The 14,229-nt window shown below is 65.9% G+C and carries 10 protein-coding genes; 3 read left to right on the forward strand and 7 right to left on the reverse strand.

The genetic code is table 11. The features are described 5' to 3' along the window. Nucleotides 1-61 precede the first annotated feature (61 nt). Together ACERIM_RS15165 and ACERIM_RS15170 are read right to left on the reverse strand one after the other, a co-directional pair. Nucleotides 62-1,075 (reverse strand): GNAT family N-acetyltransferase, encoded by a 1,014-nt coding sequence (locus tag ACERIM_RS15165; RefSeq protein WP_049966322.1) that lies wholly within the window; start codon nt 1,073-1,075, stop codon nt 62-64. Beyond that, nucleotides 1,072-2,700: an alkaline phosphatase family protein gene (locus ACERIM_RS15170; RefSeq protein WP_373633334.1), complete on the reverse strand. Its 1,629-nt coding sequence runs from the start codon at nt 2,698-2,700 to the stop codon at nt 1,072-1,074. Before ACERIM_RS15170 ends, ACERIM_RS15165 begins: the two co-directional genes overlap by 4 nt. Before the next feature lie 229 nt (nt 2,701-2,929). Here ACERIM_RS15170 and ACERIM_RS15175 point away from each other — a divergent pair, with 229 nt between their 5' ends. Continuing rightward, a complete protein-coding gene (locus tag ACERIM_RS15175) occupies nt 2,930-4,045 on the forward strand; it encodes a DegT/DnrJ/EryC1/StrS family aminotransferase (RefSeq protein ID WP_373633335.1) in 1,116 nt (371 codons plus the stop codon). Between the two features lie 37 nt (nt 4,046-4,082). Here ACERIM_RS15175 and ACERIM_RS15180 read toward each other — a convergent pair whose 3' ends face one another. Further along, a complete protein-coding gene (locus ACERIM_RS15180; RefSeq protein ID WP_373633336.1) occupies nt 4,083-5,843 on the reverse strand; it encodes a helicase HerA domain-containing protein in 1,761 nt (586 codons plus the stop codon). Nucleotides 5,844-5,948: 105 nt separating this feature from the next. After that, nucleotides 5,949-7,895: a DEAD/DEAH box helicase family protein gene (locus tag ACERIM_RS15185; RefSeq protein ID WP_373633337.1), complete on the reverse strand. Its 1,947-nt coding sequence runs from the start codon at nt 7,893-7,895 to the stop codon at nt 5,949-5,951. A 135-nt stretch (nt 7,896-8,030) separates the two neighbouring features. Here ACERIM_RS15185 and ACERIM_RS15190 point away from each other — a divergent pair, with 135 nt between their 5' ends. Further along, complete coding sequence (locus tag ACERIM_RS15190) at nt 8,031-8,207, forward strand: hypothetical protein (RefSeq protein ID WP_373633338.1); 177 nt, start codon at nt 8,031-8,033, stop codon at nt 8,205-8,207. On the opposite strand, the gene ACERIM_RS15195 is transcribed toward ACERIM_RS15190, so the two are convergent. Beyond that, nucleotides 8,200-9,159 (reverse strand): transcription initiation factor IIB family protein, encoded by a 960-nt coding sequence (locus tag ACERIM_RS15195; RefSeq protein WP_006179619.1) that lies wholly within the window; start codon nt 9,157-9,159, stop codon nt 8,200-8,202. The genes ACERIM_RS15190 and ACERIM_RS15195 overlap by 8 nt on opposite strands. Nucleotides 9,160-9,907: 748 nt before the next feature. On the opposite strand from ACERIM_RS15195, the gene ACERIM_RS15200 reads away from it, so the two are divergent. After that, nucleotides 9,908-10,501 (forward strand): hypothetical protein, encoded by a 594-nt coding sequence (locus ACERIM_RS15200; protein WP_006179618.1) that lies wholly within the window; start codon nt 9,908-9,910, stop codon nt 10,499-10,501. A gap of 388 nt (nt 10,502-10,889) precedes the next feature. Here the strand turns inward: ACERIM_RS15200 and ACERIM_RS15205 are convergent, their stop codons facing one another. After that, complete coding sequence (locus ACERIM_RS15205) at nt 10,890-12,701, reverse strand: hypothetical protein (RefSeq protein WP_373633339.1); 1,812 nt, start codon at nt 12,699-12,701, stop codon at nt 10,890-10,892. 392 nt (nt 12,702-13,093) lie between these two features. Then, nucleotides 13,094-14,044, reverse strand: coding sequence for a hypothetical protein (locus ACERIM_RS15210; protein WP_373633340.1), 951 nt, complete (start codon nt 14,042-14,044; stop codon nt 13,094-13,096). Between the last annotated feature and the right edge of the window lie 185 nt (nt 14,045-14,229).

Here is a 14,229-nt window from a genome sequence, read left to right on the forward strand (position 1 = left end):
GCGTCGCTCAGTGCGAACCGAACGGTTGCGCTGTGATCGCGGCGGCGTCACGCCCTCGGCGTTACCGGTGTTTCTGATACTGATCGACGAGGAGATCGATCCCGAACGCGCCTCGCGTGATCTCGTAGTGGGTCTCGAGGCGGGGGTTGAACTTGGCCTTGTAGCGGTTGATACTGGGGACGCCGGCCCCGACGAGGTCGTATTCGTCGATCCCCTCGCGGAGCCCGTCGCGCATGACGTGCCAGTCCAGGAGGTCGTTGATCGCGATATCGACGTCGACGTCGGGCTTGACGCCGCCTTGCCACCGGTAGCGGGTGCGGTCGGACTCGACGACGAGGATGCCGCCGAGGAACTCGCCGTCGACCCGACAGGCGTAGGGCCGGATCGCGCCCTCGGGCAGCGTCTCGTACAGCGACCGCGCGAAGCCGGGCCGCAGCCGGAACGGCTGATCCTGGCTCTCGTAGCGCTGCCGGACCTTCTCGACGATGCGTTCGACGTCGTCGCCGTCGCCCTCCTCGATGACGTACGCGTCGTCGTCGGCGTTGCGGACGTTGCTGCGAGCGTCACTGCTGAACCGCTTCAACAGCTCCTCCTCGCTGCCCTCGAGGTCGACGACGTAGGTGTGACCGGGGACGACGTCGTACTCGTTCCAGCGGAACGGCCGGATGTCGTCGAACGCGGCACCGGTGACGAACTTGCTGTACAGCGGCGAGATGGTCTCCTCGATCCACTCGAGACAGCCCTCGAGGAAGCGCTTGATCCGGCGGTCGGCCTTGCGGCGTTTGAGTTTCTCGACGTTCAACAGGGCGGGCCCGAGGTAGGACGTCCACGAGTGCGGGGCCGGCGAGAACGCGCCGGTGATCGGCCCCTTCGCGTACTCGAAGACGGGAAAGACCCCGACGGGTTCCTGTCCCTTGAACCCGGCGAGGAGATGGGGTGTCGTGTCGGTTTCCTCGCCTTGCAACGCCAGTGCTTCCGCCCGGAAGAACGGGTTCGTCCCGTCGGATCGCTCGACGTAGCGGTTCCACTCGTCGGCGTCGGTTCGCGGATCGAACTGCCGTATCTCGATGCTCATAGATATCCGAGGTCCGAGAGTCGGTCTTCGACGGTTCCGTCGTCGGTCGCGGTGATCGGGTCCGGATCGTAGGCCGGATACGCTCGCCGACGACCGCCGTCGACGGCCGACAGCGGCCCGCCGTCCATGTCGTCGTCGACCGGGACGTCGAACAGCGAACAGATCGTCGGCGCGATATCGAAGATCGTCGCCCCCTCGAGGTCGGCGGCCGCGTCGAAGGCCGGGCCGGCGGCCGCGACGACGCCGGTCCGCTTGTGGTTCCACGGCTCCATCGGCTCGCCGAACCGCTCCCTGCCGAGATCGGCGGCGATGGCGTTGTCGAACCCCGCGGGGATCGTCATCACGTCCGGTGCTGCCTCGACGTGTGGTCCCTCGAAGTAAGTCTCCCGGGGCTCGACGGCCTCGAACATCGGCTCGCCATCGGGGGTTCGGACGGCCGACAGCGACGCGATGAGCTCTTCCCGAACGGTCTCGTACGCCTCGGGCGGGACCGTGCCGTCGGGCTCCCGTCCCTCGAGGTTGATCCGGACGCCGAGTTCGCTCTTCGAGCGGACGTACGCCCTCGAGTCGGGGAAATCGACCTGCTCGCTCGCCGCCCGGATGGCGTCGTTGGGAACCCGCTTGCCGATCGGTTCCTTCAGGCCGACCCGATCGAGCGCGCTCGCGATCCGCTGGGTCGTGAGTCCGACCGTCGCGGCGGCGTTGAGCGCCCGTTCGATGGCGCTCGGTTCCCGGTCGCCGGCTTCGGAACCGTAGAGGAGGTCGTTCTCCCAGGTCTTCGACCAATCGGGCATCCCCTCGCCGCCGCTGCGGGCGCTGACGTAGCCCTCGTCACGGAGATACTCGTTGACTCGGAACTCGTCGCCGGTCACTTTCCCCATCCCGTGGTCGCTGACGACCAGCACGTTCGCCGGCTCGGTCCGCTCGATGGTTTCGGCCACCTGTCGATCTACCTCCCGGTAGACGGCCTCGATCGCCCGCTTGTCGCCCGGTCGTTCGTGAAACACCGAGTCCGTCTGCTGGAACTGCAGAAAGCCGAAGTCGGGGTCGAACCGCCGGGCGAGGTAGCGAAACGCCTTCCCCCGGAGTTCGATCGTCCGCTCGTAGCCCTCGATCGATCGGTCCGGCACCGGCCCGCTCTGGGGGTAGATCCAGTACTCGCCCCCGCATGCGAGCTTGACGTCCTCGAGGATCCCCTCGGGGTGACAGGCCGGTTCCTCGGGGGCGGTCAGCCCCGGTATCAGTGCGCCGTCGAACTCCCGTGCCGGATGGGTCACGGGGACGTTGACGACGACGCTCGAGCGGCCGTGATCGCTCAGCAGTTCCCAGATCGGTCGCGCCCGGACGTGGGTCGCGTTGACCACGTCCCAGTCGTAGCCGTCGAAGGTAAGGAAGTCGTAGACGCCGTGTTTGCCCGGGTTCTTGCCGGTGTACAGCGACGGCCAGGCGCTCGCGGTCCACGGCGGGATCTGCGACTCGAGCGGTCCCGCCGTCCCCTCCGCGAACAACCCCCGTAGCGTCGGCAGCTCGCCCGACTCGAACAGCGGCTCGAGTATCGGCAGACAGCCGGCGTCGAGCCCGACGACGAGCAGCCGAAGGTCGTCTCCATCCGTCGAACCTGCCATGGTGGCGTTGTGCCGGCGGCCGGGCTTTGTTATGCAAGTACTGGGACGCTGTAAGCCGATGCTGGCAGCGACCGTCTCGGAACGCGAGCGAACTGCGCGACCGACAGCGCGGCTGTAAGTCCCGGTTTCTCACTGGCGCTAACTCTGTACCCTCCGCATCACTAAGGGCACGGACGAACCGTCTCTCGCTGATGACCCTCTCTCCTACTGACCGCCCGCGACCGCAGGCATGATCAGTGCGACCCCGTCGGTGTTCGACGCCTCGCTCTCCCGGTCGGACGGCGAGGGGATCGACGCCTACGTCGAGCGCCACGCTCCCGGCGTCGGCTACTCCTACTACGGTGCCGGCAAGGTCGCGCTTCGGGACGGCCTCGACGGCCTCGTCGAACCCGGTGGCAACGTCCTCGTTCCCGCCTACCTCTCGCCGGCCGTCGTCGAACCGTTCCGCGAACTCGGGCTCGAGCCCCGGTTCTACGCCCTCGAGCCGTCGCTCGCACCCGATTTCGCCGACCTCGAATCCCGACTGGACGAGGACACCGTCGCCGTCACCTCGGTCAACTACTTCGGGTTCCCCCAGCCCGGCCTCGAGCGGCTCTCGGACCTGACCGACGAGTACGGCTGCTACCACGTCGACGACAACGCCCACGGGCCGCTCAGCGTCGCGGACGGCCGGCTGCTTGGTACCCACGGCGACCTCGGGTTCACGACGCTGCGGAAGCTGCTGCCGGTCCCCGACGGTGCCGTCCTCTACCGGGCCAGCGACGAGGTGGAAGCGGCGTTCGAGCCGTCGTCGCTGGCCGGCAGGGCGGACCGGTTCGGTGCCGATGACTATCGATATCTCGCCACGTCGGTCGCCGAAACCGCACTCGACCCACTCTACCGATCGATCGAGTCGTTCCTCGACGACGACGATGTCTCGAGCGTCGATCCGATCGCCAGATACGAGGCCGCGAAGGCACCGATGTCGAAGCTCTCGGCGGCCGTCACCGATGCCGCCGATCCGGACGCGATCCGGACCGCCCGCCGCGAGAACTTCCGGGCGTGGGACCGCGCGCTGGCCGACCGCGACGACCTCGCCCCGCTGTACGAGGAGCTACCGACCGGAATCAGCCCCTACGAATATCCCGTGCTAGCGGACGACTCGTCGTCGTTTCTCGCCGACCTCGAGGACGCTGGCGTCGCCGGTGCCCACGGCTGGCCGATCCTCCGGGAGTCGGTGCGGGGCGACGACGCCTACGAGACGGCGAACCGCTACGCCGAGTCGGTCGTCGCCCTGCCGGTCCACCAGGGAATCGAGCCGAGCGCGATCGAAACCGTCGGCGATCGACTCCGGGGCCGACGGTGACGTTCCGACGGCGGTGAGATAGCGGGTCGGAGGCCGATCACTCGCTGGGGGTCGCACTCCGCAACTCTGCCCGGACGTTCTCGTGTAGCGTGTAGGTCCGCTCGCCCGCCCGCTCGAGGACGCCCTCGGTTCGCAGCTCCGAGACGAGACTCTGGACCGCGACCCGCGACCGATCGACCCGGGCGGCGACGGTTTCGGTCCGGAGCGGGCCGGTCCGCGCGAACAGTTCGACGATCGCTTCGGCCGTCTCGACCGAACACTGCGACCCCTCACAGGCGCGGGCGAGTCGGTCCTCGAGGTCCGTCTCGAGTATCTCTCCGATGCGACGGTCCTCGTCCGCGATGACGACTCCCTCCTCCGACCCGGACGAATCGGTATCGGTTCCGCCGCTCGAGTCTCTCTCCCTATCGTCGTCGTCGGACATGTACCCGAACTCGACGGCGTCGCCGCCGGCTTGGACGATTTCGGACTCGTCCCCGCCGGCCGACTCCGCCCCGGCGTTTTCGGCTCCGCGCCCGTCGCCACCCGAGTCCTCCTCGCGTCTCGCCGCGCGCTCGCGGACGACCTCCCGCAACTGCTCGTTCTCCCCGCGGAGCCGCTCGAGTTCGTTGGTCCGGTCCTCGAGTTCGCCCTCGAGCGCCTCGATGCGCTCGTCGCGGTCCGCGAGCCGCGCGCGTAACTCGTCGCGTTCGTCCTCGAGATCGGCGATCTCCTCGTGGAGCCGGCGCAGGTCCCCGCCGCCCTCCGGCAGCTGAGATTGGACCGTCTCGGTGTTTTGCAAGGCGTCGGCCATCTGTCTGGCCGCGCTCGAGACGTCCCGCGCCGACGAGAGTTCGTCCTCTAAGGTCTCGATCCGTTTCTCCTTCTTTTCGAGTTCGGTCTCGAGTTCCTGAATCCGGTCCTGTTCGCGGTCCTTGCGCTCGGAGATCTGCTGGAGGTCCCCGACCAGCGCGTCGGAGACGGACTTGAGTTCGGGCCGTTCGACGTCCTCGAGGCCGGGGGTCGCGCCGGCGTCGAAGGTCCGCTTGCGCCGGAACTGGACCTTTCGGACGTCGGTCTCGGTCCAGTCGGTCTGGACGAACGCCTGGCCGTCGTCGAGCTCGGAGACGAGATCCGAGTACTCGGTGTCGATGATCCGGCCGACGACCTTGGTGTCGTTGTCCCAGGTCAGCCGGTGCCAGACCAGCCAGTTGGCCTGCGTGATGAAGTCTTTCTTGACGTCGGCGGGTCGCTGGCTGATGCCCAAGATTCCGAGTCCGTGCTTGCGGCCGCGCTTGCTGATCTTGATCAGCAGGTTGCCCGTCTCGCCGACGCCGCCGCCCTCGGGGATGTACTCGTGGACTTCCTCGACGACGAGCAGGAAGGGCTTTTTGAGCTTCTTCTCCTTGACGAACAGCTGTCGGGCGACCTCTCGAAGCAATTCGTCGGCCACGTCCGAATCGAGATAGCCCGAGACGTCGAGGATGACGGGGACGTTCTCCTCGAGCGCGATCGTCGCCATCTGCTCGGCGTGTTCCGGCCCGATCTGGATGTCACACTCCTCGTCGGCCCCCGCGTGCAGCATCTCGTACTCCTCTTTCAGGCCGTAGTACTCGCCGTCGGTGTCGACGATGAGCAGCGGATAGCCGGCCTCGAGCAGTTCCTCGGCGATGACCGACGCGGTGTTTGACTTTCCGGAGCCGCTCTTCCCGGTCGCGAACCCGCGGCCGGTGAGGACCTCGATCACGGGCAGTTTGAGCGGCGCTCCATCGGCCGTCTCGCCGACGCGGATCTGGCGCTGCTGGGTGTCGTCGCTCACCGACGACCCACCCCGGCCACGCGCGAGTCAGTCATATCAGTACGGTTCGAACACGGCACCTTGAAGATTGGCCTCGGCTCGAGCCGCAATTCGCCGTCGCGGCGGTCAGTCCTCGTCCTCGCCCGCGCCCGAACCGTCTTCGACCCGCTGCTCGCGGACCGTGATCCCCTTGCGGCCCAGGTGCTGGAGCTGTTTCCGGGCGAAGTCCTCCTCACGGCTGCCCCGCGTCGCGAGGACGTAGACGAGCGCGCCGCCGGCGGGCCGCATCGTCCGGCCGGCCCGCTGGGTCCCCTGCCGGCGCGAGCCACCCAGCCCCGAGGCGACGATGGCCAGATCGGCCGTCGGCAGGTCGATCCCCTCGTCGCCGACCCGCGAGATCAGCAACAGATCGCGCTCGTCGCGTCGGAACTCCTCGAGCAGCCGCCGGCGCTCGTGATGGGGCGTCTCTCCACTGAGGAAGGGGACGTCAAGCGCCGCGGAGAGTTCCCGGCCCTGCTCGAGGTAATCGACGAAGACGATCGCTTTCGCCTCGGGATGGGCCGACAGCAGGTACCGCACCTCGTCGATCTTGCCCCGATTGCGGGCGGCGATGCGGTACTTCTCCTGGCCCTCGGCCGACGCGTAGGCGTTTTGCTGTTCGTCGTCGCCCCACGGCACGTAGCGGATCTCGAGTTCGGGCTCGGCCACGAAGCCGGCGTCGAACAGCGCCTCCCAGTCGGTGCCGATCGGCGGGCCGACGAGGGTGAATATCTCGGTCTGACGGTCGTCCTCCCGGATCGGCGACGCCGACAGGCCCAGCCGGTGTTTGGACTGCAAGTGCGTACTCCGCCGGTAGACGTCCGAGGGGACGTGCTGGCACTCGTCGAAGATCACCAGTCCCCACTCGCGGTCGTCGAACAGCGAGCGGTGGCGGTCCATTCCCGCGATCTGGTAGGTCGCGATCGTCACCGGACGGACGTTCTTCTGCCCGCCGTGGTACTGGCCGATCTGATGGGGCTCGAGCGAGGTGTACTCGACGATTGTGTCGGCCCACTGCTGGGCGAGGTCGCGGCTGGGTACGAGGACGAGGGTCTCGCCCTCGACGTGGGCCATCGCGCCCATCGCCGCGACGGTCTTCCCGCTTCCGGGCGGGCCGACGAAGACACCTTCGCCGGCCTCGGCGAAGCGGTCGACCCACGTCCGCTGGTAGTCCCGGAGCGACACCGTCAGCTCGATCGATAGCTCCTCGCCGGACTCGAGGTCGCGGTGGTCCTGGACCGGGTAGCCGGCTTCATAGAGGATCCGCTTGATCGCCGCTTCCGCGCCCTCCCGGACCCAGTCTTCCGTCTCGGAGATCGGCGCGTGGACGTGTTCCTCGTCGAGTTTCTGGCGGGCGACGTTGCCCATGATCTCGGGGGTCTGGGCCTCGAGGACGGTGTAGCCGTCCTCGTGGGTGGTCAGCCGGAACTGGTGGGCCCGGTCCCACTGGCTGTGGACCCAGTCCTCTAAGTCCTCGGAGCGCTGGCCGAGCGCCTGTCGCATCGTCCGGGCGAGGTCGTCGAAGCTGTCGTGGGGCGTACTCCAGACGTCCTCGGGCCGGACGACGTAGCGGTATCCCTGGTCGCCGTTGGCGTCGGCCAGGTGGGCGAACTGGGCCAATTGTGCGCGCGTGAACTGGTCCGGCCGGTCGACGACGATTTCCCGGCGCTTCGGAAAGACGACCACGCGTTCGCGGTCCGTGAGGTCCTCGAGTTCCGTCGGATACCAGACCACGGGGTCGGTCGACACCGAGAGCCGCTCTATGTCGCCTCCCTCGGCCAGCGCCGCGAGCCGGTCGCTGGCGTCCTCGTGGGGAATCTCGAGCGCGCGGGCGACCGCCGCGGCGGTCAGGACGGGCCGCCCCTCGCGCTGGCTAGCGTCGTGGAAGTCGGCGATGGTGAACGCGTCGTCACCGACCGCCCCTTCGTCGGCGTCGGTCGCCGCGCCGTCGCCGGCAGTCAACGCGGCGTCGGCCTGCTCGTCAGGGTCGCTTCGCTGCTCGTCGGAGGGCGTCGCAGAACGTTCGTCGGTCACTGCCCGATTTAACGGCGGTGCGGATAAACCGATTTCGTTCGCGGGTACCGGTCGCTCGAGGCCGGCGGCTCCGTCCGAGGGAACCCGGCCACGTGCCCGGATAGCTATATCTGACTGGGCACTGTCGAATGGAGCATGTACCGCGCGATCCTCCCCGAGGGACAGATCGAGTGCGACCGGTACGACCACACGGAGACGGGCGTCGAACTCTACAACGACGACGAGCAGTTCATCGCGTTCGTTCCCTACGACAACCTGCACGCGCTGGTCGACGAGGCGTTCTACGGCGAGAACGACCGCTCGGTTATGTAGCCGGCTGCTGATCGATCGCCTCGAGTTGCTCCCGGTACCGGTTCCGGACCGTGACGACGGTCGTCTGGGCGGTGTCGGCGACGGCCCGCTGCGGGATGGTCTCGTCACAGAGCAGGCCAGCGGCGTAGATGGCCGCGGCCGCGAACCCGGTCGGCGACTTCCCCGAGTGCAGGCCCTGCTCGGTCGTCCGGTCGATGATCTCGACGGCCTTGGTCTCGACGTCCGTCCCGACGTCGAGTTCCGAACAGAACCGCGGGACGAACTGGCGGGGGTTCGTCGGCTCCAAGTTGATGCCCAGTTCGTCCGCGATGTACCGGTAGGTCCGACCGATCTCCCGTTGCTCGACGCGTGACACGGCGGTTACCTCCTCGAGGCTCCGGGGGATGTCCTCCTTCCGACAGGCGGTGTACAGCGAGGCGGTCGCGACGCCCTCGATCGATCGCCCACGGATGAGGTCCTGCTCGAGCGCCTGCCGGTAGATGACACTCGCCGTCTCCTTGACCGGCTTGGGGACGCCCAGCGCGCTGACCATTCGATCGATCTCCGAGAGGGCGTACTTGAGGTTGCGCTCCCCGGCGTTTTTCGTTCGGATCCGTTCCTGCCAGACCCGCAGTCGATGGAGCTGGCCGTGTTTGTCCGCGGACATCGAGTGCCCGTTGGCGTCCTTGTTTCGCCAGTCGATGGTCGTCGTCAGCCCCCGATCGTGCATCGACTGGGTCAAGGGCGCGCCGACCCGGGAGAGTTCGTCGTGTTCCTGTGCGTTGAACGCCCGCCATTCGGGCCCGTAATCGATGGGATCTGCGTTCAGGACGAGCCCACATTCCTCACAGACACGCTCTCCCCGATCGGGATCGTGTACGATCGTGTCGGTCTCACAGTCGGGACACAGACCAGCCTCGACCTGCTCGGATTGTGATTCGTCGCTGGCGTGATCGATGATAGACCGCGTCATCAGTAGTCGATCGAAACCGTGCCGGCACTGTAAGGGGTTCACATGGTTTCGACGGAAACACCGACTTACCGTTCCCACCCGGAGATTCGAAGCGAAAAGCAAAGAGAAAGGACCCGACCATCGACTGTCCGCGAGCGAACAGCCCCGATGGTCGAGTCGAAACCGTGTCCCATCGGTCGTGTCCGGGCGAAACGACCGACTGTCGGTCGTTTCGACCCACTATGACCAATGATCACATGCAACAAGAAACGCCCCGATCGTTTCGGCGAGTCGCCGACGTAAATCACCCCTTCATTCCGTAAACTGCTCTTTCGTGTGTGAACTGTCGCTCGATTTTATATCGGTCCCAGCAGACGTTCGGTACCAGTGCCGTGTCCCGCTCTACCCCATCACCGCACGGTCGTCGTTCCTTCCACCCCTTACTCGCCCGTACGTCGTCGATATATGCACGCAATCGCCGGATACGGTCCGGACTCGACAGCCGTCGTCGTTGCTCGTCTCGCCCTCGAGGAGCCGCCGCTATCGGTCGGTCGAGAAGTCGATCCGTACCTCCTTTGCAGACGGTGCGAAACGTAGTCGTGTTTAAGAGTATCTCTGTTGGTGTTCAACCTGGTGTGTCAAACGTGATTTCGACCCGCCGTTCGAACGTACAGCGGTCGTCGTCGAGTCGATACGCCGGTGATCCGGCGTTCCGGAGTCAGGGGGCTGCAAGCTCGAATGGGGCCGATACGACTGGGGGGAGTTGGTGATGTCCTCGATCGATACGTCGTTGCCCGACGAGATCGCATCGGTCGCCGACGACGAGGGCGAACGCCTCTCGAAGGACGTCATTTTCGAACTATTAAAGAACCGCAGACGGCGGGAAGTCCTCACGTACTTGCTGGAAGCCGACGAAACGGTCACCCTCGGCGAACTCGCCGAGCAGATCGCGGCCTGGGAGAACGACACCGATATCAACGCGCTCAGCTCCGATCAGCGAAAACGGGTCTACGTCGCCCTCTATCAGACCCACCTGCCGAAGATGGACGACGCTGGCATCGTCGAGTACGATCAGGACCGCGGGTTGATCTCGCTGTCGGACAATGCCGACCTGCTGATGATGTATCTCGATACCGAGACCCATCGACAGGACCGCTGGGACCGGTGGTACGCCGCCCTCAGTGTGGTCGGTGTTGCCGTCCTCGCTGCGGCGTCTCTCGGCCTTCCCGTGCTTGCTGCCGTCCCGATGACCGCGCTCGCCGCCGTCGTCGTCGCCGCGTTCTGTTGTCTCTCCGGTGCCCACCTCGTCCGGAATCGCCATCAGGAGCGCAACGTTGACGGCAAACTCTCCCGGATCGAGTGATCCTCGATTCGCCGGTCTCGGTTCGTCAGTTTCGCCGCCCGTCACTGCGGACGTTTTCCGACCGCTTTCGCCCACCGAGCGGTGGGTCCTCGCTCCAGCGGCCGGTCCCGATCCGCGAGCGCTCCGTCGCGGTCCGATCGCCGCCGACCGCTGAGAAGCTTTTTGGTACCGGGTCCCGTAGCCACGGCTGGCTCCCGACGACCGTCATCCAGTACCGGAGCAGTCGCGTGCCAGCAGCTGTTCCAGGCGCGGGAGCCTTCTCGATACGACGACGATCCGTACAGTTCTCACGCCGTCTCGAGAGACGGGGCCGGCCACCGCTCGCGTCCGCCGTCGCCGCGTTCTGTGGCGGATCGCGCGCTCGCGACCAGTAAGAAAACACTCGGAATTATTGGTCGCGTGCGTTGTACTGCAGGTCGACCGCTGCGTCGCCGCGCAGTCGGAAATCGTCGATATCGCCGTCGAACCAGTAGGCATCGAGCCAGTTGCCGACCGCGCCGCGGACGGTTCCGTTCTCGACGACATCCTCGTCGTCGATCGAGGCGTCGCGATAGTCCGATCTGACGACCGCGCCGTCGACCTCGAACGCGTAGGTCGTCGGCCCGTCGGCGTCGGTGCCGTCGATGACCAGCGCGTGGGGAAGCATCTCGTGATCGCCGTACTCGCTGGGGTCGATCGGTTCGCCGTCGACCGTGATCGTCGCAGCCCCGTCCGAGAACGTCACGTCGGTTACCGCACCCGAGAACCGGAACGTCTGGGTGCCGTCCGTGATCGAACTCTGGACGGTCGAACCCGAGACGGTCGTGGCCTCCGCAGCCGGCTCGTCGTCGGCGACGAGTTCGATCGTCCCGTCGACGGTGATCTCGTAGCTCGTCGCCGTCCCGTCGCCGCTGACCTCGAGAACGTGGGGAAGATCCGAACCGTAGTCGTCGGGGTCGACCTGCTCGCCGTTGACCAGCACGGAGCCGGGACCGTCGACGGTCAGTTCGGTGAGATCGCCGGCAAAACGGAAGGCGTCTTTCCAGTCGGCGACGCTTCCCTGGACCGCCGAGCCGTCGATTCGGTCCTCGTCGTCGATCGACGCGCCCTCGGCGGTCGAGCGCTCGACGTCGCCGTCGACGGTGAACTCGTAGCGCGTCGCGTCCGCCGGACTGCCGTCGACCAGCAGGAGGTTCGGTAGCCCGTCGCTGTCCGTCTCGCCGGCCGAACCGGCGGTCGGATCACTCGAGCCATCGCTATCGCCCGTCGCGGCTTCCTCGGGCGTCGTCGGGACGCCGTCGGGGACCGAGAGGTCGGGGTCGCTCGAGACGGTGCTGGCGACGTCGACCGTCGAGCCGCTGGCGCGTTGGATCTCGCCGCGGACGCCGCCGCTTTGGAAGTCGACGCTGCCGGGCGACCCGTTCGCGCCGGCCACGAGCGCGTAGGGGTAGGGGCCGGCCGCGAAGTGGGAATCGCGGATCGTCACGGTCCCGCCGTTCCAGACCCAGACCGGGCGGCCGCTGGTTTCGCCGTAGCCGCCGTAACCGGGGCCGTAGTCGGTGTCGTCGTTGTATGCGACGCAGTCGACGATCTCGTCGTCGGCGCTGCCACACCGGAACGTGGTGACGCCGTTGTTCTTGCCGAAACAGCGCTCGAAGCGGACGCTGCCGCCGTAGGGCGTATTCGAACAGTAAAAGCCGTTGTTCGGGAACCCCTGAACGTTGCAGTGCCGGAACGTCACGTCGGCATCGTTTTCCGGATGCATGAAGACGCCACCGGGGCCGTGAACGAAACTCGAGCCCTCCTTGGTCGCGCCGTCGCCGAGGTAGACGTTCTCGACGAGAATGTCGCCGACACCGGCCTTGATCGAGATCATAAAGGAATCGCCCCGGTACAGTCCCTCGAACCCGATGTTTCGGATCGTCGCGTTCGCGCCCTCGACGTAGAGCAGGAAGCCTTCACCGGTGGTCAGGTCGATCAGTTTGTTCTCGAAGGTTTCACCGCGGCCGATCCTGATCGTCTGTCCGCGGGCCTCGATGGTCTCGTACTCGTCGCCGGCGGCGGCCGCCGCTCCCGTCAGCGTCGCCGCCGCCGTCGTCGCACCGGCCAACTTCATGTACGATCGCCGGTGTAGTAATCCGTTCTTACCGCCGTCGTCGCTCGCCTCCCCGTCCGGGGAAGGGGACGACTCGCCGTCCGATACCGAAGGGTCGCGTGCCATGCAATCGGGTAATACGAGACTACCTGTATAAACTTTCTCCATCTACTAGCGTAAAATTAACAGACTGTAACTACATACAGCACGATTCGTAGAAGATTCGGTGATATTCCGTGTCGTATTTTACGAAATTCGAAATTCGACGTACGGGTTCGGTAAGTGGCTATTACCGAGACGGGCAGCCGATTCCGGGCCCGCTCGAGAACGGTCTCGGTCAGTAATAGCTGATTACTCGAGTTTCAGCGGCGGAACGTGGATGGGAGGACCGAATGCGGTGTGGTAGAAACAGCGGGGACGACGGTGGGGGTTGGAGAGAAAGCGTCAGCGGGGCGGTAATGGGGAGGGTCGGAAAGCGTCAGCGGGGCCGAGATGTGGAGACGAGAGGCGTCGGCGGCTCAGTCCGAACCGCCCGACGCGGCTTCCTCGGGCGAGGTCGGAACGCCGCTGGGAATGACTGGCTCGGGATCAGTCCCCACGTTGTCACCGAGTTTGACCGTCGAGCCGGCGTGTTCGGCGATGCCGGCCCCGTCGTCGTACTCGGAGTCCGTAACGACGACCTCGGTCGGATTGCCGTTTGCACCCGCGTCGATGGCGGTGTTCTGTCCGTTCATCTCGATCTGGCAGTCCTCGACCTCGACCGTGCCGGGTGCCCACGCCCAGATCCCGCGGCCGACGTAGCCTTCGTTGGTGTCGACGTAGACGCTCGAGTTGGTGACCTTGCTGCCCTCCGTCCCGAGCCGGAAATGCGAGACGTAACAGTTGGCGGCGAAACTGCTGTCGATGTGGATCGTCCCGCCGCCCTTGTTGCCGGGCGCGGAGCCGTAGATCGCGTTGTCCGAGAAGTTCTGGATGTTGACGTTCTCGAAGTCGATATGACCGTTGTGGTCCGGGGCGACCCAGAAGGCCGTCTGGCCGTGGCCGTTCGGGTTGGTATTGCCCGTACTCGCGCCGTCACCGAGGTAGACGTTCTCGACGGTGCTGGTGCCGTTGCCCGTATCGGAGATACCGAACGTCGCGGTGCCGGTGCCGGAGGTGTTCTCGCCTTTGAAGCCGACGTTCCGGATCGTCCAGTCGCTGCTGTGGGCCGTGACGACGATGTCCTGGCCGGTCGTCATGTCGATGAGTTTGTTCTCCCAGGTCTCGCCCTCCTCGAGGGAGATCGTCTGTCCCTGGGCTTCGATGACCTCGTAGTCGTCCTCGGCCGCGGCCGCGCCGACTCCACCGAGTGCGGTCGTCGCGGTCGCCACCGCAGCGAGCGAGCGCACGTAGTTTCGGCGGGTTAATCCGCTGTTACGGCCTGTCGTCGGCATAGATTCCGTGTCGGACGTACGGGGGTTCTGCGCCATACACTTGCGTAACTCCGACTTACACCCATAAACTTTTCCTTGGAGGTATGGCTTAAATTTACAGACTATATTTCTAACACTGTAGAATCGCGAACAATATACCGCTGTACGCTCACGAAATTACGAACGTAATCGTGAGGAATCGGCGGTCGGTAAGCAACTCTTTTCGGCAGGAAAGACGGGAA

Origin of the sequence: Natrinema sp. H-ect1 (genome assembly GCF_041821105.1) — an archaeon.
GTDB lineage: Archaea > Halobacteriota > Halobacteria > Halobacteriales > Natrialbaceae > Natrinema > Natrinema thermotolerans.

Coding starts and splice junctions, on each gene's coding strand:
- ACERIM_RS15165 (WP_049966322.1), bottom strand. CDS start 1,075: ATGAGCATCGAGATACGGCAGTTCGATCCGCGAACCGACGCCGACGAG.
- ACERIM_RS15170 (WP_373633334.1), bottom strand. CDS start 2,700: ATGGCAGGTTCGACGGATGGAGACGACCTTCGGCTGCTCGTCGTCGGG.
- ACERIM_RS15175 (WP_373633335.1), top strand. CDS start 2,930: ATGATCAGTGCGACCCCGTCGGTGTTCGACGCCTCGCTCTCCCGGTCG.
- ACERIM_RS15190 (WP_373633338.1), top strand. CDS start 8,031: ATGTACCGCGCGATCCTCCCCGAGGGACAGATCGAGTGCGACCGGTAC.
- ACERIM_RS15195 (WP_006179619.1), bottom strand. CDS start 9,159: ATGACGCGGTCTATCATCGATCACGCCAGCGACGAATCACAATCCGAG.
- ACERIM_RS15200 (WP_006179618.1), top strand. CDS start 9,908: ATGTCCTCGATCGATACGTCGTTGCCCGACGAGATCGCATCGGTCGCC.
- ACERIM_RS15205 (WP_373633339.1), bottom strand. CDS start 12,701: ATGGCACGCGACCCTTCGGTATCGGACGGCGAGTCGTCCCCTTCCCCG.
- ACERIM_RS15210 (WP_373633340.1), bottom strand. CDS start 14,044: ATGGCGCAGAACCCCCGTACGTCCGACACGGAATCTATGCCGACGACA.